The sequence below is a fragment of the Psychrobacter pocilloporae genome (assembly GCF_029872915.1).
GTDB classification, from domain to species: domain Bacteria; phylum Pseudomonadota; class Gammaproteobacteria; order Pseudomonadales; family Moraxellaceae; genus Psychrobacter; species Psychrobacter pacificensis.
The window spans coordinates 2,429,842-2,450,385 of sequence record NZ_PGFT01000001.1 but is presented as its reverse complement, the minus strand read 5'-3'; the positions used below and the strand labels follow the sequence as shown (position 1 = coordinate 2,450,385).

General features: G+C 42.9%; 17 protein-coding genes. 15 read left to right on the top strand and 2 right to left on the bottom strand.

What is annotated here, in order from left to right; genetic code table 11:
* Nucleotides 1-26: 26 nt before the first annotated feature.
* Nucleotides 27-338 (bottom strand): glutaredoxin family protein, encoded by a 312-nt coding sequence (locus tag CUR83_RS10425; protein ID WP_058024101.1) that lies wholly within the window; start codon nt 336-338, stop codon nt 27-29.
* A gap of 289 nt (nt 339-627) precedes the next feature.
* Between CUR83_RS10425 and mtgA the strand changes: the two genes are divergently transcribed.
* From mtgA to CUR83_RS10395, 6 genes are all read left to right on the top strand, one after another.
* Nucleotides 628-1,314, top strand: a complete 687-nt coding sequence (gene mtgA, locus CUR83_RS10420) for a monofunctional biosynthetic peptidoglycan transglycosylase (RefSeq protein WP_277078156.1) — start codon at nt 628-630, stop codon at nt 1,312-1,314.
* A gap of 357 nt (nt 1,315-1,671) precedes the next feature.
* Nucleotides 1,672-3,816, top strand: a complete 2,145-nt coding sequence (gene ppk1, locus CUR83_RS10415; protein WP_284719841.1) for a polyphosphate kinase 1 — start codon at nt 1,672-1,674, stop codon at nt 3,814-3,816.
* 360 nt (nt 3,817-4,176) lie between these two features.
* Nucleotides 4,177-4,347: a hypothetical protein gene (locus CUR83_RS10410; RefSeq protein ID WP_167337591.1), complete on the top strand. Its 171-nt coding sequence runs from the start codon at nt 4,177-4,179 to the stop codon at nt 4,345-4,347.
* A gap of 69 nt (nt 4,348-4,416) precedes the next feature.
* Nucleotides 4,417-4,662, top strand: coding sequence for a hypothetical protein (locus CUR83_RS10405; RefSeq protein WP_071002139.1), 246 nt, complete (start codon nt 4,417-4,419; stop codon nt 4,660-4,662).
* Between the two features lie 58 nt (nt 4,663-4,720).
* Entirely contained in the window at nt 4,721-5,080 is a 360-nt protein-coding gene (locus tag CUR83_RS10400; RefSeq protein ID WP_071002138.1) for a hypothetical protein, read from the top strand.
* A 131-nt stretch (nt 5,081-5,211) separates the two neighbouring features.
* On the top strand, nt 5,212-5,406 hold the full coding sequence (locus tag CUR83_RS10395) for a hypothetical protein (protein ID WP_212564273.1): 195 nt from the start codon (nt 5,212-5,214) through the stop codon (nt 5,404-5,406).
* Between the two features lie 190 nt (nt 5,407-5,596).
* Here the strand turns inward: CUR83_RS10395 and CUR83_RS10390 are convergent, their stop codons facing one another.
* On the bottom strand, nt 5,597-6,253 hold the full coding sequence (locus CUR83_RS10390; protein ID WP_058024125.1) for a MiaE family protein: 657 nt from the start codon (nt 6,251-6,253) through the stop codon (nt 5,597-5,599).
* Nucleotides 6,254-7,125: 872 nt separating this feature from the next.
* On the opposite strand from CUR83_RS10390, the gene CUR83_RS10385 reads away from it, so the two are divergent.
* The 9 genes from CUR83_RS10385 to eno all read left to right on the top strand — a co-directional run bounded on the left by CUR83_RS10385 (nt 7,126) and on the right by eno (nt 20,448).
* A complete protein-coding gene (locus tag CUR83_RS10385; RefSeq protein WP_284719602.1) occupies nt 7,126-9,324 on the top strand; it encodes a malate synthase G in 2,199 nt (732 codons plus the stop codon).
* A gap of 610 nt (nt 9,325-9,934) precedes the next feature.
* A complete protein-coding gene (locus CUR83_RS10380) occupies nt 9,935-11,041 on the top strand; it encodes a porin (protein ID WP_284719601.1) in 1,107 nt (368 codons plus the stop codon).
* A 303-nt stretch (nt 11,042-11,344) separates the two neighbouring features.
* Nucleotides 11,345-12,430, top strand: coding sequence for a porin (locus CUR83_RS10375; protein ID WP_284719600.1), 1,086 nt, complete (start codon nt 11,345-11,347; stop codon nt 12,428-12,430).
* A gap of 190 nt (nt 12,431-12,620) precedes the next feature.
* Nucleotides 12,621-14,255: a CTP synthase gene (locus tag CUR83_RS10370; protein WP_058024094.1), complete on the top strand. Its 1,635-nt coding sequence runs from the start codon at nt 12,621-12,623 to the stop codon at nt 14,253-14,255.
* Nucleotides 14,256-14,488: 233 nt separating this feature from the next.
* A complete protein-coding gene (kdsA, locus tag CUR83_RS10365; protein WP_075106794.1) occupies nt 14,489-15,364 on the top strand; it encodes a 3-deoxy-8-phosphooctulonate synthase in 876 nt (291 codons plus the stop codon).
* A 27-nt stretch (nt 15,365-15,391) separates the two neighbouring features.
* On the top strand, nt 15,392-15,646 hold the full coding sequence (locus CUR83_RS10360; RefSeq protein ID WP_071002130.1) for a heavy-metal-associated domain-containing protein: 255 nt from the start codon (nt 15,392-15,394) through the stop codon (nt 15,644-15,646).
* A gap of 232 nt (nt 15,647-15,878) precedes the next feature.
* Nucleotides 15,879-16,103 (top strand): heavy-metal-associated domain-containing protein, encoded by a 225-nt coding sequence (locus tag CUR83_RS10355; RefSeq protein WP_071002129.1) that lies wholly within the window; start codon nt 15,879-15,881, stop codon nt 16,101-16,103.
* A 345-nt stretch (nt 16,104-16,448) separates the two neighbouring features.
* Nucleotides 16,449-18,806, top strand: coding sequence for a heavy metal translocating P-type ATPase (locus tag CUR83_RS10350; protein WP_284719599.1), 2,358 nt, complete (start codon nt 16,449-16,451; stop codon nt 18,804-18,806).
* A gap of 325 nt (nt 18,807-19,131) precedes the next feature.
* Complete coding sequence (eno, locus tag CUR83_RS10345; protein WP_058024089.1) at nt 19,132-20,448, top strand: phosphopyruvate hydratase; 1,317 nt, start codon at nt 19,132-19,134, stop codon at nt 20,446-20,448.
* Nucleotides 20,449-20,544: the final 96 nt, after the last annotated feature.

Genomic DNA, 20,544 nt, shown 5'->3' with positions numbered 1-20,544 from the left:
ACAAATAATGTATAGACGGTTTGATGTTATGACGTAAGCAGTTGCTGCAAATCCATCACTGAAAACGGATAATTTAATCGCTGTGATGGAGTCAAAATCACAGGGATAGACGTGGCAAAATCCATCATAAGCGCCTCATCAAAGTCTGCAATATCGACATTTTGGTAAGTGATTGGTTGTACCGACTGAAACTGTGCAAGTATTTGCTCAGCGATATCACATAAATGACAGCCAGAGGTCCCTAGTAGCCACCATTGATTGCTATTTTCAGTAGTATTGAGGTTTGGGCTTGCGGCAATAACACGCGCTCGTAATACTTCTATACTATTATTATGCATGGTGAGATCTCTGAGCTTAAAGTATGCCAAAAAATGCTGATTATTAGGCTATTTTGATAAAAAGTAAAAAATAGTTGGTTTATTATTACATCATAAAGAAGTGGTGTAAATAATGACAGCGATTGTGAGATTAGGTAAGATGACCTGCTACTGGTCATTACTAATGACTGCTTGTTAATAAAAGGAAATGACAGCTATTTTAGGACTATTGGTTCATAGTTGCTGTTTTTAGTTATTAGCAGATGACCTATATTATCTTATTACTTTTTTAATCACTCGGATATCGCGCATGACAAGTTTTGGCAAGTTTATCAAACGTCTGTTATTGGCTATTATGTTATTGGTTGTCGCATTCCATATTTTGGTCACCGGACTACTACTAATCTGGAAAACGCAGCCGATTAACAACAGCATGTTTATGTTGACGCATCGCCTAACGGGTGGCACGGTCACGCAGACATGGGCTGAGTACGATGCCATCGCCAAGTCTGTCAAACAAGCAGCGATCGTGAGTGAAGATTCCACGTTTAGCCAGCACAATGGCTTCGATATCGACGGTATCAAAGCGGCACAAAAGAAAAATGAAGAAACGGGCAAAATGTCCGCTGGTGGTTCAACCATCACCCAACAGCTGGCAAAAAACCTATTTTTGACTTCGCATCGCTCTTATGTGCGTAAGGCAGAAGAGGCTGTCATTACTGTCATGATAGAAACGCTGTGGGACAAGCAGCGTATCTTGACCGCTTATCTCAATGTGGCAGAATTTGGTAATGGTATCTATGGTATCGATGCCGCCGCGCACCATTATTTTGATAAATCTGCGGCCAATCTGAACCGAGACGAATCAGCGCTCCTCATTGGGATGCTTACCAATCCGAAGTATTACGAAGACAATCAAGGTGACAGAGGCTTGCGCAACAAGCAACGTATTATCAAAAAACGTATGAAAAATGCGGTATTACCGCAAGCGTCTTAATCTTTTAAAAGAAGCCTTAACAACAAGAATAACGGGAAAGAATAATATAGTTAAGTCTAAATAAAAACGATACAGGATAATAAATTCATTTGATTAAACGCTATTTTTCTTGCTTGCTGTGACTACGTCTCCAGAGGCTGCGAAAAATAGCGTTTAATCTTATTGTATCGATTTTATAGTGAACCGACTATAGTTAATAACCTTTAAGACGATAGTATAAAGACGACGGCGTATCGATAACGCAAAAGGAGTAGTAACGTGGTAGAGATAAATAATAATCAGAACAGCGGTGATATGAACAAGATGATCGACGTTAATAGTGTGAGTGAAGATGGCAACGAAAACGTTAATAAAAATATGAGCGTAAGCAGTAACTATAATGATCTGACCGACATCGACTGGCAACGCTTAGAAGACGGCAGTTATTCACCCAGCAGTTATATCAACCGAGATCTGTCCTTATTACAGTTTCATCTGCGTGTATTGGCGCAGGCAGCCAGTCCTCGTCACCCACTGCTTGAGCGCTTGTTTTTTCTCATTATTTTTTCATCGAATCTCGACGAATTCTTTGAGATTCGTGTTGCAGGTATCATGCAAAAGCTCAATATCGGTGACGTATCGACCAGTGCGCATGGTATGCGCCCAAGCGAGGTGTTAAACGAGATCTCTGCGATCACTCACGACGCTATCAATGAGCAATATCGCATTCTGAATGAAGATATTTTGCCCGCTCTTGCGCTCGAGGATATCCGCTACCTAAAACGTGATGAGCTCAATGCCGAGCAGTCTGCATGGATGAAGCGTTATTTTACCGAGCAAGTCGTGCCAGTATTGACACCGATTAGCATTGATCCTGCGCATCCATTCCCGCGTTTGGTCAATAAAAGCTTAAACTTTATTGCCACATTAGAAGGCAAAGATGCTTTTGGTCGCGACATCAACTTGGCGATTGTACCAGCGCCGCGCAGTCTGCCGCGTGTGATTCGTCTGCCAGATGAGCTAACGGGCGGTAAAGAGCATCATGTGATGCTATCAGCCATCATTCATGAGCATATCGGTGAGCTGTTCCCTGGTATGAGTGTGACGGGTTGTCATCAGTTCAGGCTCACGCGTAATGCAGATTTAGATCTGGCGGATGATGTAGAAGATATCGCCAAAGCGCTAGAAGGCGAGCTTGAAAATCGCCGCTTCGGTGACAAAGTCCGTCTTGAGGTCACAACCGACTGTCCAGCGCACATCAGTGAGTATCTGCTCAACGAGTTTGAGTTGCATGACAATCAGCTGTATCGTGTCAATGGCCCTGTGAATCTGACGCGCTTATTGTTTGATTTTAATATTCCGGGACTGCGTTATCAGCCATTTACTTATGCCGTGCCAAAAGCCTTTCGCCGAGAGATGGATAAATCAGATAAATCATCCAGTATGTTTGCCGCTATGCGTAAAAGCGATGTACTGGTGCATCATCCGTTTCATGCATTTTTACCCATTATTAATCTGCTTTGGCAGGCAGCTAGCGATCCCAAAGTGTTGGCGATCAAGCAGACATTATACCGCTCAGGTACCAATTCAGAGATCGTCAAAGCGCTTGCCGCTGCCGCTCGTAACGGCAAAGAAGTCACTGCCGTCATTGAGTTGCGTGCGCGTTTCGATGAAGCTTCCAATATTGCTGTCGCCAACTATTTACAAGAAGCAGGTGCGGTTGTGGTTTATGGCATCGTCGGCTACAAGACCCATGCCAAGCTCATGCTCATCGTGCGCCGTGAAGAAGATCGAATCCGCCGCTATGTCCACCTAGGCACAGGCAACTATCATGCGGCCAATGCCAAGGTCTATACAGATTATGGTTTATTCAGTGCCGATCCTGATATCTCAGAAGATGTGCATAAGATATTTCAAGAGCTCACTGGTATGGGCAAACCTGCCAATCTCAAAAAACTGCTACATGCCCCTTTTACGTTGCACGAAAAACTAATGAGCTTTATCGATGATGAGATTGCTCATGCTAAAGCAGGCAAGCGCGCTCATATTATCGTCAAAGCCAATGCCTTGACCGAGCGGCGCCTGATCGATAAGCTGTACGACGCCTCGCAGGCAGGTGTCAAGATTGAGCTGATCCTGCGCTCTATGTGTTGCTTGCGTCCGCAAGTAAAAGGACTGTCTGAAAACATCACTGTACGCTCTATTATTGGCCGATTTTTGGAGCATACTCGTATTTATTATTTCTATAATAATGGGGATGAGCGTTTGTATTGTGGCAGCGCAGACTGGATGGATCGTAACCTGTTCCACCGCGTTGAGGTGGCCTTTCCAATCGAAAATAAGAAGCTTTTTAAGCAGATATATCAAGATGGTTTGATCAATTACTTACAAGACAACACGCAAGCGTGGACACTGGATGGCACAGGCGTTTGGCAGCAGCTTCAGCCAGCAGCAGGGGAGGTGCCACACGTTGCTCAAGAGCACTTATTGAAAGTGATTAATGGTGTTGAAGAGTCCAGCTAACTGATTGAGTGCTATCTTCATCATTTGACCAAGCACTATTTAGTCAAACACTATTTAACCAAGTATTGGTACATACCAGTGCTTGGTTTTTCTGGTTAATGCGCTGTAAAAGTTACAAACTGTGTTGTAACCTCACATTTATTCACATATTGATACGGCAGTACACTGGTGAATCTCACAGTATCCTACCTATAATTAACATCAGTTCTGGTGCAGTTTATTATTTTTATCAAAAACCTCATCACTCATCTATCTAAAAGTAACTGAACAAAAGCAACTGACTAAAAGTGGCTGAGTACATAATGATACCGCACCGGAGAAACTCTAAATTCAGTCAACAATAAAAATAAGGAATAAATCATGAGTACGACGAACAATGATACCTCAGACATCAAAAAAGCAGCAGAGCAAGCAAACGGTCAAGAGATTGAGAAAAATCTAGAAGACAACAAAAAAGTCGATGCGCCTGAATCACTAAGCGAAGAAGAGCAAACAGCGTTCATTGAGGATGACCTACGCACTGACAAATAAGAGTGTGTTTGCAGCATACGTCCAAAGCACTAATCAGATAACGATAATAAATAATGCGAGGGAGACGCCATGACCATGCCAGAAAAAAACAATACTGAAGAAAAATTCCTTGTAGAGGATCCCGCCGTTACGACGCAAGAAAATCCTCAAGGCAGCTACGAAGGCCGAAAGTACCAGCCAAATATAGATGGGCCGGAACAAGCCTCACAGGAGACAGACGAGGTCTATGTCGACCCGCGCAAAGAAGAAAATCTGCCTGCGGGTGGCAAAAACGTATCGGACCTAAATGCTTATGATCTGAGTCGAGACGACTAACAAATGATAAGCACAATATGTTATCGATACGAACAATAATTATAATAAGGACAAAACAATGGAAACCAGAGATCCTGCTTTAAGTAAAACTCGAATCGCAGAAACGGACACGCATGAAACTTTAGACAGTGCTCAAACGGTGAAAAACCATGAGAAGCTCGAAGAAAACGTCAATGAAAATAAAGGTACCGACACTTTTGAAGAGGGTGTAGTGGAGTCTGAGCACGTCAATGATGGTGATAACCCAGCGCGCCAGCCAGATCGCCGTGATCAACCAGGTAATGGTTTTGATGATAATATCAATGAAAGCACCGTTGCAAGCGAAGGGCCTGATAGCCAAAAAATTAACAACATGAATCGCTATGCTAATGTTGATAATGCTCAGACTCGCACCTTAAATCCTGATGATAAAGACTAGAACGACAATAGAAAGCTGAGCAAAAGACTATGATATTTGCGTAATTATCGACTGATATCTACATTATTTAGATAGCAGTTAAAGGCGCTTACAATATTGGATGAATAGTTATTATAGGGAGTAAGACAAATATGCCAAATGACAAGCCCATCACTGATGAGTATAGTCTAAAAGATGCAGATGACAACAACGGTATCGTACCAGACGACGCTCTACAAAAAGTAAATCCAGCGGCAGCAGACAAAGCAGCAGGCGATCATGATCCGCATAATGTGGCTAAGAGTGACAAGCAGTACGACAGCCCATTGATGGAAGATGATAAGTAATACTATTTATATACCAGTATCTCTGATCCATAAAAGTATCGCTGATCGTCAGAAAATAATCAGCATAAATAAAGAGGCATTACCGTTGTTCAAATATAACCCCAATAACGGTAATGCCTTTTTTGTGTCTATAACCTATAGATTTCAAAAACCTATAGATTTCAAAGTACAAACGAATGATGCCTGTCTATTAAGCAGGCGTACCACTATGAAAGCGTAGCTCCGCGTCTGGACTGTCTATTAATTCTGCTTCTACTTCTTTAAAAAATGCAACGCGCTCATCGATATTATCATCTGATAATGACTGGGCAAGCGCAAGGTAATCCTCAAAATGGCGGCTCTCTGACTTTAGTAGATAGCGATAGTATTTTGCTAAACGCGCATCATCAATGACTTCCGCCAACGCTGCAAAGCGTTCACAAGAGCGCGCTTCAATGAACGCCCCAATGATCAGTACATCGACCATCGCTGCTGGCTCATAAGTACGTTTATGTTTCAGCATGCCCTTGGCATAGCGACCTGCACTCAAATACTTCCAGTCCTGGCCGCGTTCGTTCATGATGCCAAGCACCTGCTCGTAATGCAGCATCTCTTCACGTATGAGCTGTGCCAATTTACGTTGCAAATCATAAGAGAACTCATATCGAAATATCAAATTCATCGCAGTGCCAGCGGCTTTTTTTTCGCAATTGGCATGATCCTGAATGATAAGTGGTAGGTTATCTATAGCCGCATCTACCCACGCCTGCGTCGTGCGCGCACCCAAAAAATTATAAATAGGGGATAGGTCTACCTTTATAGGAGTACGCAGATGCGTAATATCGACGCTGTCTTCCCCTACGTCCATACTGCTTTCGTCAACGACATTTACTGGTGAAAAGGGCGCTTCTTTTTCGAGGTTATCCTTATGAATATCGTAGTGATCAGTACCATGCGCTGATGATTGTAAGGACGAGAGGTCGGGCTGGTTTATAGTCATAATCTAAAAGGGCTTTTTTATAAATGAGAATTTAAAGCAGCTAATTTATAGATGCTTTCAAAATAATGGGCTACAGTTACTACGGCTAAGTAAGTTGTCTAGATCATGGACAGTATTTAAGTATAGTAGAACCTCAATAAAATTGATACAGCATAGGAAACGCGCTCGATTAAACGCTACTTTTCTTGCTTGCTGTGACTGCGTCTCCAGAGGCTGCGAAAAATAGCGTTTAATCTTGCTATACCATTTTTATAATGGTTTCACTATATAACTATAAATGGTAATGATTACTTACAGTTTAGTCTCAACTGAGCATTCATTAATTTCTAGATAGTATTCATGGTCTGTGAGGCTTACGTCTTATACGATATCATTATTATACAACCCCAATATTTATTTTCTAAATGGCGTTTGCTTGTTTATTTTATTATTTGATAGTAGGATGAGATTTTGCTCTTTAGTCACAGTGTCTTGCTATCAATAGCACTTAGTAGAGAATCGCAAGCATTATACCAATGACAATTCTTGTATCAAAACAGAAGATTTATACAGTCTATTTTAGGGCTGATGAAAAACTCTTTAATGAATAATTATTTATCAGCATTAAATACCATAGGTTGTCGTAGGTAGCAATGATATCTTTCATTGTATAAATAATTGTTGATAAAAATAACGTGTCTTAAATAGTCGCTGTAGCAATTTAGTATTACCAATACTCACCAATAGATAAGGATAACGACATGGGCCAGTCTTCTAACGCCAATCGCATTCAAAAAGGCATTCTTGCCATCGACCAACAGTTGTATGACTTTATTGAAAACGAAGTGCTGCCAAAAGTTGGTGTTGATTCAGACAGTTATTGGTCAGGTTTTGAGAAGGTTATCAAGGAATTTACGCCACGTAATAAAGCGTTGCTAGAAACTCGAGACAAGATTCAAGCACAGATTGATGAGTGGCACCTACAACACCCTGCAAAAGATGGCGAAATCGATTATCCAGCTTATAAAGCGTTTTTGAAGGAAATTGGATATCTGTTGCCAGAAGGTGATGACTTTACGGTCAGTACAGAAAATGTCGATGACGAAATCGCGCATATCGCAGGGCCGCAGCTGGTCGTACCAGTACGTAACGCTCGTTATGCATTAAATGCGACCAACGCACGTTGGGGCAGCCTATATGATGCGTTGTATGGCACCGATGTTATCAGTAGTGACAATGGTCAAGAAGCGAGTGGTAGCTATAATCCTACTCGCGGTGCTGCTGTTGTCGCTTATGCCAAAGCATTTTTAGATGAGCACTTCACACTAGCATCAGGCTCTTACAATGATGTGACCAGTTTTAAAGTGATCGATGGCAAGCTTGAAGTCGTACAGGGTGATAGCAGTACCGAGCTAAAAGATACGGCTAAGTTCGTCGGTTATGTCGGCGAGGCAGATAGCCCCTCTGGTATTTTGCTCAAAAACAATGGCTTGCATGCTGAGATTCAGATCGATAGTAATCATCCAGTTGGCAAAGATGACCCAGCAAATATCAAAGACGTGCTACTTGAGTCAGCCATGACTGCGATTCAAGATTGTGAAGATTCGGTCGCTGCTGTAGATGCAGAAGAAAAAGTGGAAGTCTATCGCAATTGGCTTGGCTTGATGAACGGCGATCTACAAGAGACCTTTGAAAAAGGTGGCAAAACCCGTACTCGCAAACAAAACCCAGATCGTGAATATAATACACCTGATGGCGGTAAGCTGATTTTGCCAGGTCGTTCGCTACTCTTGATTCGTAACGTGGGTCATCTCATGCAGAACCCCGCAATTTTGGTTGATTTAGGCAATGGCCAAGAGCAAATATTTGAAGGCTTAATGGATGGTTTAATCACACCATTATTATCACTCAATGATATCAAAGGCAAAAACGAGCTATCAAACTCACGCCAAGGCTCTATGTATATTGTGAAGCCAAAAATGCATGGCCCTGAAGAAGTTAAAATGGCCAATGATTTATTCAACGCATCAGAGGACTTATTGGGTCTAGAGCGTAATACGCTCAAAATCGGTATCATGGACGAAGAGCGCCGTACCACAGTCAATCTGAAAGAAGCGATTCGCCAAGCAAAAGAGCGTGTTATCTTTATTAATACAGGTTTCTTAGATCGTACGGGTGATGAGATGCATACCAGTATGAATGCCGGTCCGTTCGTGCCAAAAGGCGACATGAAGTCGCAAGCATGGCTACCTGCGTATGAGCAGTGGAACGTTGATATCGGTCTAGAGACTGGTCTGCAAGGTCATGCTCAAATTGGTAAAGGTATGTGGGCAAAACCTGATGAGATGAAAGAGATGATGGACACCAAAGCGGCTCATCCGAAATCTGGTGCCAGTACGGCTTGGGTACCCTCACCAACGGGCGCTACCTTGCACAGCATACACTATCATCAAGTTAGCGTGGCCGATGTACAAGATACGCTTAAATCACGTGAGCGTGCGAGCTTAGATGATATTTTGACCATTCCATTGGCAAAAAATACCAATTGGACAGAAGAAGAGAAGCAGCAAGAGCTTGAAAATAATGCTCAAGGTATCTTAGGGTATGTGGTACGCTGGGTAAATCAAGGCGTAGGCTGTTCCAAAGTACCTGATATCAATGATGTTGGCTTGATGGAAGATCGTGCTACCTTACGTATCTCTAGCCAGCATATTGCCAATTGGTTACATCATGATGTGGTAAGCGAGCAGCAAGTGATGGACACAATGAAACGTATGGCAAAAGTCGTCGATGAGCAAAATGCAGGCGATAGTGATTACCAGCCAATGGCAGATAACTTTGATAACTCTTATGCATTTAAAGCAGCCTGTGATTTGGTCTTTAAAGGACGCGCGCAACCTAGCGGCTATACTGAACCATTGTTGCATCAAGCGCGCCTTGATCTAAAAGCCAATGCTTAGAGAGGCCGGCTTAGCAATGGGTATTTTAGCGTATGCTGAAGTCTAAGGTGTAGTATCTAATCTTGCTCGTTTGTAACGCTAAATATGTCATAAATACGTTGGTCGATTCTTCATAAGCGCTATTTATTTATCAATGGATAGCGCTATTTCTTGGGCAATTATTTTGTTTTTATTAAAATATTTTAATACTATAAGTAATGATATTAATCAATAAAAGCGCTATCTGCTTGAGTAGATAGTGCTTTTTTTTGTAGCTATTTGGATTTTATAGGTGACTTGTCATTTGATACTGGGGGTATCGAAAAAGCGAAAAAATATGTTGCAAATTATGTCAAAGTTGTTATGCTTGTACTCGAAGTATGAGTTTGGTAACGGATGTTACGCAATGGAAGGATAAAAACTAAAGATTACATGGCAGTTACGTTGTTTAATCCCAGTCATGTGAGTCATGGTTTTTTATCTTACTGTAATAGAACTTCGCCACACTTGTTTCTGACTAATCTCGGTAGCCAGTTACACATTATATCTTTGAGGATTTGTGACGATACCATTATGGGCGCCAGCTAATAATAGCTTGCTCATTACTAAAATTGTAAAGTGGAGATACCCCATGAAAAAACTACTTTTAGCGACAGCAATCGCAGCCCTATCTGTATCTGCCGCACAAGCAGCACCTACCTTATATGGTAAAGCATTCGTTACTACTGACTACGTAAATGCTGAACTTGATCGCGAAACTATGGACGGCGATACTAGCATCAGTACAGACAGCGATTCAGTACAAATCAACTCAAACCTCTCGCGTTTAGGTTTCAAAGGTTCTGAAGCTATGACTGCTAACACTGATGTTATCTATCAGTTAGAGTATGGCATCAATATCGATGATTCTGGCGAAGACAACATCGCTTTCAAAAGCCGTGACACTTATCTTGGTCTAGTCAACAAAGATTTCGGTCAGTTCCGTTTTGGTCGTAACTACTCAGTATCTGATTACATCAACAACGTAACTGTTACTGAAGGCTATTGGTACAACATCGGCTCAAGCTCTCTTGATGAAGGGACATTGAGCGAAGCATTGACCCTTACTGATGGTAGCCGTATCAACAACTCTATCATCTGGTTTGCTCCTAAATACAACGATCTACCATTAGAGCTTGCATTACAGTACAGTGCTGATGAAGACTTTATATCTGAGAGTGGTCGTGACGCAGGCTATGGTGCATCATTGATGTACAACCCAGGTAACGGCTTCACTGCTGGTATCGCATTAGATGACGATATGAGTATCGATGGTGAGATCTTACGTGGTAGTGCGACTATCGATTTGAGCAAGTACAGTGCTTATCCAGTAAAATTGGGTGCACTATATCAGCAAGCTGATTATGATGGTGCAGATGAAGAAGATGGTTTAATCATCAGTGCTAAAATGGGTCTGGCTAACTTTGCTCGTCCAGCAACTGTATACCTTCAGTACAACAAAACTGAAAACTTAAGTGGTCTTAACGGCAATGACTCAGACCAAGTTGTATTGGGTGGCACGTACTCTTTCAAAGACAACATGATTGCTCACGCTTATATCGGTCAAAACTCAGCTGACCTAGACAACGGTCTATTCATCGTAAGAGATGCTGAAACTGATCAAGCCGGTGAAGTGATTGATGCACGTGGCGACGCTGATGTATTCGCTATCGGTGCTGGTCTAGAATACTTATTCTAATATCACACGCAAGTAAATAGCATATAAAAACTCATCCTTCGGGGTGAGTTTTTTTTGTTTTGTAATCAATACTGTGTCTTGAACAACAGCGTGTCTTAAATAACAGAATCCGTAAAATTAATAATAACATTTGTGTAAATTTTGGTTTTTTCACCTTACTGTAATATTTGGTTGGTAAAGTTGTGTCTAAGTAATGCTTCTAGCTCATATATATAAATGTTCTATAGGGTAGTCACCCTGCCATTATATATATCGGCCAATCCTAGCCAATTCATCATTCAAATCGTAAAGTGGAGATGTCTTTTGAAAAAACTATTTTTAGCCTCATCAGTCGCAATGCTATTAGTATCTACAGCTCAAGCGGCACCGACTGTTTATGGCAAAGCATTTTTAACCTTAGATTATGTTAGTACAGACTACGATGCAGCTAACAAGACAGATGAAGATACATTTAAACTTAACTCTAATCAATCACGTATCGGTTTTAAAGGTGAAGATGATCTTACTGATACCACTAAATTAGTCTATCAATTGGAATATGGTATTGATGTTGATGACGATAGCCAACAGTTTAGATCACGTAATACTTATGTAGGCTTAGCCCACAACACTTTAGGTACTGTACTAGCGGGACGCCATGATACCCCATTGAAACTTGCACAAAACAAAGTTGACGTGTTTAATGATAGCTTATTTGATATTAAAAATGCGGGTGTTTCAGGTGAATACCGTGCTAACAATATGGTGGCCTATCAATCACCTGTTATTGTCGGTATGCCAGTGAGTTTTATGGCAGCTACCGCATTATCAGAAACTGATGCCGACGGTGATATTCTCGTTTCCGCAGCATCTGGTGCGAAGCCTGCAGTCTATCGTGATAGAAAAGTAAAAGATAACGGTTATTCTGCTTTATTAGCCTATGACAAAAATGGTGTTTATCTAGCCGGTGCTTATGACAAAGACATGGGTGCTAACAATGTAAATACTGGCGTGATTGATAATACGTGGCGTTTGGTTGCTGGTTTAGATATGGGCAAAATGAATATGGTTTCGGGCTTAACTTTAGGTGCTCTATACCAACAAAGCCAATACTACGATAATTATAGCATCGTTAACAACAACCGCGTTAACAAAGCCAGTGAAGATGAAAAATCTTGGCTAATTAGTGGTAAATATAAAGTTGGTGCAACACCTTGGGCAGTTAAAGCACAGTATGTTAATACCACTGACGAAAAAGGCGTAAAAGATGCTGATGTAAATGAAATCGCAGTTGGTGGAGAATATGCATTCAATAAAGCGACCACGGGTCATATTTATGCAGGGCAAATCAGCCGTGACAATAACAAAGATGACTTGATTGTAGGTACGGGTATTGAATACAAATTCTAATCTAAACATTAGAAAACGTATTATAAAAAACTCATCCTTCGGGGTGGGTTTTTTTGTTGTATGTATTATTTGTGACAAAAGTCTACCGCTGAGGTAGAAAACAAGAGTTTCAGACAGTTTGCATTTTTGCCCTATATTTTGTGGCGTATTTTTAGTAAAATCCTTCTTTACCAATTACCGACAGAGTACTATGACCAAGTTTATATTTGTGACCGGTGGGGTAGTGTCCTCACTAGGAAAAGGTATCACCGCAGCCTCTCTTGCAGCGGTCTTAGAAGCACGTGGCGTGACTGTCACGATGACCAAAATGGATCCGTATATCAACGTCGATCCAGGTACGATGAGTCCGTTTCAGCATGGTGAGGTGTTCGTCACCGAAGATGGCGCAGAGACAGATTTGGATTTGGGTTATTATGAGCGTTTTTTACGTCACTCAAAAATGAGTAAAAGTAATAACTTCACCAGTGGCCGTATTTATCAAAATGTTTTAAATAAAGAACGTCGCGGTGAATACCTTGGCGGTACGGTACAGGTTATTCCGCATATTACCGATGAAATCAAAAACAAAATCCTCGCGAGCGGCGAAGGATATGATATTGCTATTATTGAGATTGGCGGTACCGTCGGTGATATCGAATCCCTTCCTTTTATGGAAGCTGTCCGTCAGATGCAAGTAGAGCTGGGGCGCAATCGTGCCATGCTGATGCATCTTACTTTAGTACCTTATATTGCCAGTGCCGGTGAGACCAAAACCAAGCCGACACAGCACTCTGTAAAAGAGCTACGCTCAATCGGTCTACAGCCTGACATCTTAATCTGCCGCTCTGATCATCATATCTCACAAGATAACCGTCGCAAGATTGCGCTATTCACCAATGTAGAAGAGCGTGCCGTTATCATGTGTGAAGATGCACAAAGTATCTATCAGATCCCGCGCACGCTACATGAGCAAGACCTTGATGATCTCATCTGTGAGCGTTTCGGTCTTGATGTGCCCGAAGCGGATTTGAGCGATTGGGATAAAGTGGTTGAAGCCCAGCTAAATCCTGAAGGAACAGTGACAGTTGCGATGGTTGGCAAATACGTTGAGCTACCAGATGCTTATAAGTCGATCAACGAAGCATTGCTACACGCAGGTATCACGCATAAAGTCGATGTCAAAATCGACTACATCGATGCTGAGCGTTTAGAAGATGACGACACTCTACTAGCGCAGCTAAAAGAAGCCAATGCTATCTTAGTACCAGGCGGTTTTGGTGAGCGCGGTACGATGGGTAAAATAAAAGCCATCACCTATGCTCGTGAAAATAATGTGCCGTATCTAGGTATTTGCCTTGGTATGCAGCTGGCCGTGATAGAGTATGCGCGCAATGTACTGAATATCAATGCCAACTCTTCTGAGTTTGATCGTAAGACAGCTGAGCCTATCATTGGGCTTATCACCGAATGGTTAGATGAGCGCGGCGAGCTACAGATTCGTAGCGATGACTCAGACCTCGGCGGTACCATGCGCCTAGGCGCGCAGCAAGCAGAGCTGGTTTCTGGTAGCAAGCTTGCTCAGATTTATGGTGCTAACAATATCACTGAGCGCCATCGCCATCGTTATGAGATGAATAACCGTTATATTGAGCCATTAGAGCAAGCGGGTATGACTATATCTGGTTATTCTGCCAAGCAGCATTTGGTAGAGTCGGTAGAGATTAGCGAGCATCCATGGTTTGTTGCTGTACAGTTCCATCCTGAATTTACTAGCTCACCACGCGGTGGTCATCCACTGTTTAATAGTTTTGTCAAAGCGGCGAAGAACCATAGCGAAGCAAAATAGTCTTCATAATAGAGTAACTCTATATAATGTAGTGTAAAGTAAAAGTATTTATTATAAAAAAGACTGATCTTCGGATTGGTCTTTTTTTTGCTCAACTCAGGTTGTTTGTTGTTATTAACGAGTCAATATCCTCATTAATAATCTCTAATTACGCTTGCATACTTTTTTTAATCAGGCTATCGGTTACAATATGGGATGGAGATATTAATAACAAAATAAGAGGTAGTGGCTAAATGGAAAACCTATTAACGGCGCAATCACACATTGCACTTAACACGCCTAATAATAAGACGATCAACATTGGTAATGATCAACCCTTTGTATTATTTGGTGGGATGAACGTCTTAGAATCTAAAGAGTTGGCGTTTGAGATTGCTGAGCAATACGTTGAGATATGTGAGCGCTTGGGTATCGGCTATGTGTTTAAAGCGAGTTTTGATAAAGCCAACCGCTCAAGCCTGCATTCATACCGAGGGCCGGGACTCGCGCAAGGTATCGATTGGCTCGGGCAAATTAAAGAAAAATTCCAAGTACCGATTATCACTGATGTACATGAACCTCATCAAGCAGCACCAGTCGCTGAAGTTGCTGATATTATCCAGTTGCCAGCTTTTTTGTCACGTCAGACGGACTTGGTTCATGCGATGGCAAAGACGGACGCGATTATCAATATCAAAAAGGCACAGTTTTTGGCGCCGCATGAGATGCGTCATATCGTCAATAAGTGTCTAGAAGGCGGTAATGATAAGCTGATACTTTGTGAGCGTGGCAGCGCCTTTGGTTATAACAATCTCGTCGTCGATATGCTCGGTTTTGATACCATGAAGCAGATGGATATCCCCGTATTCTTTGATGTGACACATAGCTTGCAACAGCCAGGCGCGCGTAGTGACAGTGCAGGTGGGCGCCGTGAGCAGATTACGACACTGGCACGTGCTGGTATGGCGACAGGATTGGCAGGGCTTTTCTTAGAGGCGCACCCAAATCCAGAAACGGCGAAATGTGATGGGCCATGTGCGCTGCGCATGAGCCAGCTAGAGCCGTTTTTGCGTCAGCTTAAGCAGATTGATGATCTGGTCAAAGGCTTTGAGACATTAGATACTCATTGATATTATAAATGATAAGAGGGTGATGCAATGGCGATTCAAACCGCACAAGTCAGTATAGAAAATATCGACGATCAAGATGGTCTAGATAGTGTAATGACCGCTCTTAAAAATATCTCAGGCGTGACTGCTATCGATCTAGATCCTGTGCATGATGTTGCAACGGTCAGTTATGATGATACGGATACGAGTATTCATGCTTTGACGGCGGCGATTAGTATGGTTGATTATGTGACTCAGCCATTTCCTATCGATGCGCCGCAAAATCCGCATCATAAAGACTAAGATATATGGACGATCTGAATGCTATATAAGCAATGAGTAGCGTTCAGGTTTTTATTAAGAAGTTCCTGTCTTGTTAATAGCATCTCGTTAATAAAGTAACAACCAAAGTGTCTTGCTGTCGCTGATGATAGGGCTTATGCTAGTTTAGTGGTACTTTGATAGGTTTTGAGAAGTAAATATTGAAGAACAGCTATCAAGGCTACTTTTCACTAATAAAAATAAGGAGCCAACCATGGCAAGCCAAACACGTATTATTCAAATTGATGGCATGACTTGCAGCGGCTGTGTGGCAAGTGTACATACTGCTACTGCCGACATCGACGGTTTAGATACGATCACCGTTGATCTAGCTGACAATCTAGCGACGGTCACCTTTGATGATAGCAAAACCAGTGCAGAAGCGATTGCTTCGGCCATTGATGAGGCTGGATTTGAGGCGACTGTCGCTAATTCATAAATGTCGTCATCTATCTAAAAAACCAGCTACCATGTTATTACTGGCATGTTAGCTGGTTTTTTAATGGTTAAAAATTCTGATTATAGATTACGTCCATAGCTGTCCTAGTTTGCTGCTATTTACTAAATGATTGAGGCTTACTTGAATAGATGATGGTTGTGACCATCTAATAGGTGCTACCTGAATATATTGCAATATGTCTGTCTATAATAATTGGATAGCCTAAACAGCGTATTCATACTGATTGTTATCGTGTTTTATTTGTTTCATTTGATTTTTTTGTCAATCCACTGATATTTTATTATGGCTTCTATGAGTATATAGACGCTATAAAGAGTTATTTTTATGAATGATACTACCCGTACCACTAGTGATGAATCCTACGATGTCGAGACTGACATTCAATCAAATACGCCACTTGCACCGCAACGTGCGCATCTGCAATTGGCGATTGATGGCATGACGTGTCAGGCCTGTGCTTCACGAATCGAAAAGGTGCTGAATAAAAAGCCTTCGGTGTATGAAGTGAGTGTCAATTTTGCTGGTGAGACGGCAAATGTAGATTATGATCCAACGCAAACGACGCCAGAACAGGTCACAGAATGGGTAAACAAGACGGGTTTTGTTGCCAATCTACAGGCCAGCGACAGTTTATTTGCAAAAACAGATGAAGACACAGCCACCCAATATCCATGGCGATTGATTGGCTTATGGTTGTGTTTGGTGCCATTTTTGGTGGGTATGGCAGGCATGTTGGTGGGTGCTGGGATGGCGTGGATGCCGCCCATTTGGATTCAGTTTATTTTAGCGACGATTGTACAGTTTGGCTTTGCGTTACCATTCTATAAGAGCGCATGGGCATCCATCAAAGGCGGTCTTGCCAATATGGATGTACTGGTGGTGATTGGTACCGTGACGATATGGGCATATTCGACTTATCTGTGGCTTACTCATGGCGATGGCACTTTGGGGAGCCTCTTGCAAAGTGGACACATGGGCGGACACGTTGCTAGTAATGGCCCAGCCGTATATTTTGAAGCAGGGGTGATGGTTATTGCTTTTGTGCGGACTGGTAAATACTTGGAGGAACGTACCAAAAAACACAGTTTAAACAGTATCGATTTACTGTTGTCATTGACGCCAGATGAAGTCGAACAGCAGCAACCAAATGGCGATTTTCACTCTATTGCATTGTCTGATGTGCAAATAGGCGATATCTTGCGTGCCAAGCAAGGCAGCCGTATCGCGACCGATGGCATCGTCACAGATGGTAGCGGCTGGTGCGTGGAGAGTCACTTAACAGGTGAGTCAATAGCGCTCAAAAAAGAAGTGGGCGATGGATTACTGGCAGGTGCTTTGGTGGAGAATGGCAGTTTGCTCTATCGCGTCAGTGCCAAGGGTAGTGACACCAAGCTGGGCGATATGGTGCAAGCATTGAGTGATGCGCAAGGCTCAAAAGCTAACTTGGCGAGGCTGGCTGATAGAGTGACCGCCGTGTTTGTGCCAATTGTAGTGACCATCGCTTTGGTTACTTTTGGCCTAACATGGTGGCTGACTGGTATGGTCGATACTGCTTTGATGCATGCCGTATCAGTATTGGTCATTGCTTGTCCTTGTGCCCTTGGTTTGGCCACGCCAGCAGCTATCATGGCAGGTATGGGGGTTGCGGCGCGTCATGGCGTGTGGTTCAAAGACGCGCAAAGTCTCGAGGCGGCAGGGAATATTGACACGGTGGTGCTCGATAAGACAGGCACGCTGACCATTGGCAGACCCACTATCGTCGATCATGTCATGATGGATAAGTCGATCGCTGTTAATGATGTCTTGCAGATCGCCGCCAGTGTCGAAGCACATGCCAGTCATCCATTGGCAACTGCTTTGACCAACGCGGCTAAAGAGCGTCAGCTGTCTTTGTTCGATGTGACTGATATCAGTGTGATAAAAGGATCTGGTATACAGGCAAACATCGAAGGACTTGGACGAGTAAACGTCGGGACGGCTGAATTTGCTAATATGACGTTACCTAAGCTGATGCCAAAAGTATGGCAAATTGCCAGTACCGTTGCCATTAGTATCAATGATGAGCCACTAGGCGCATTTGCCTTAGCAGATGACTTGAAAGCGGATACCCCGCAAGCAATCACTGCGCTACAAAATGCGGGTATTAATGTGATCTTGATGAGTGGTGATAAGCAGTCGGTCGTCGATCATGTGGCAGGGCAGCTGGGTATTGAAAAAGCTTACGGCAAAATGAGTCCACGCGATAAGGCCAGTCAAATTGCACGGCTGCAAACTGCTGGTCATAAGGTGGCGATGGCAGGAGACGGGGTCAATGATGCGCCAGCGATGGCCACTGCCGATGCCAGCTTTGCAATGTTTGAGGGAACAGATGTCGCGCAGCACAGCGCTTCTGCCCGTCTAATGGGCGAGTCGCTCATGCATATTGATGCGGCGCAGAAGATTGCCCAAGCAACGCTACGCAATATTAAACAAAATCTGTTTTTTGCTTTCATTTATAACTGCCTTGGTATCCCGCTTGCCGCTTTGGGCTTCTTAAATCCGATGATTGCAGCAGCAGCGATGGCACTCAGCTCCATCTCAGTTTTGATGAATGCATTACGCTTGACACGATTTAAGACAGAGGTTGCGCTTGAGAATACGGTATCTGACCCGCACACCAATGAAACGCGTTTAGCGAAATAATAATTGCTGTATTAGCACTGATATTTCATCAACGTAGACCAAACGAGTATTTGAGATATACCTATCTATGATGATATTTATGACCGCAAGTCAGTGTAAGATAAGGGAAGTTTGGTAAAATATATGCTATGATGCCAAGCACGATAGCCAACCGTTAATCTGTTCAATAAGCCTTCCTTCATATGCAAATACAGCCATATGGCAGAAAGGCTTGAAGGGATTCTAGGTATATTGGCTATATGATATTTTTCTTTATCTTTTTTGTATGCTAGCTGCCGTTATTTATCTCACAAACTTGGCATGACCAAAGGAATTAACAGACATTATGTACGCTGAAGAAACCAACAACGTCACCGCAATTAAAGACATTCGCGCTCGTGAAATTTTAGACTCGCGCGGCAACCCAACTATCGAAGCTGATGTGATCTTAGCTGATGGCACTGTCGGCCGTGCTGCGGCGCCAAGTGGCGCATCCACAGGCTCACGTGAAGCGCTTGAGTTACGTGATGGCGACAAATCTCGCTATATGGGTAAAGGCGTCAAAAAAGCCGTTTCCAACGTCAACAGTCAGATTCGCAGTGCTTTGATTGATAAAGATGTGACTGAACAGCAGGGTATTGATGATGCCATGATTGCACTAGACGGCACAGAAAACAAAGAGAGCCTTGGTGCGAATGCCATGCTAGCGGTGTCACTTGCCACAGCCAAAGCGGCAGCCAAGTCACAGAATCTGCCATTGCATCAGTATATTGCTAACTTGCGTAATCAGACGTCATTGACCATGCCTGTGCCAATGATGAACATCCTAAATGGTGGCGAGCACGCGGACAATACCGTTGATATTCAAGAGTTTATGATTGAGCCAGTTGGCTTTACCAGCTTTTCAGAAGCGCTGCGTGCTGGTACAGAGATTTTCCACAGCTTAAAGTCTGTATTGAAATCACAAGGCTTAAATACCGCTGTTGGTGATGAAGGTGGTTTTGCACCAAATCTACGTAGCAACGAAGAAGCCATCACGGTTATTATGCAGGCGATCGAACAAGTCGGCTACAAAGCGGGTGAAGACATTCATCTTGCGCTAGACTGTGCGGCTAGTGAATTTTACAAGAACGGTCAATACGTATTGGCAGGCGAAGGCAACAAAGCTTTCGATAGCCAAGGGTTCTCAGACTATCTCGTTGGGCTCACGCGTCAGTATCCTATTATCTCTATCGAAGACGGTCTTGATGAGTCAGATTGGGATGGTTGGAAGTATCTGACCGAGCAGATTGGTGATAAAGTCCAGTTGGTCGGTGATGATCTATTTGTGACCAATCCTACAATCTTGCAAGAAGGTATCGATAAGCATATTGCCAATGCCATTTTGATTAAGTTCAACCAAATCGGTACATTGTCAGAGACGCTAGATGCGATTTATATGGCGAAGAAAAATGGCTATGCAACCATCATCTCGCATCGTTCAGGCGAAACCGAAGACAGCACCATTGCGGATTTAGCAGTTGGTACCGCTGCCGGTCAGATCAAAACAGGCTCACTATGCCGCTCAGACCGCGTTGCTAAGTACAACCAATTGCTACGCATCGAGCAGCAAGTACGTGCAAGCTACCGTGGCCGTGAAGAGTTTATCGGTCTACGTGGTTAACAGACTGACTTGGCTTTTTAACGTGTAATATGCGTCAAAAAGTCTAAGCTCAAAAGCCGAACTTATCATTGAATCTAGGCGATATATAATCATTTG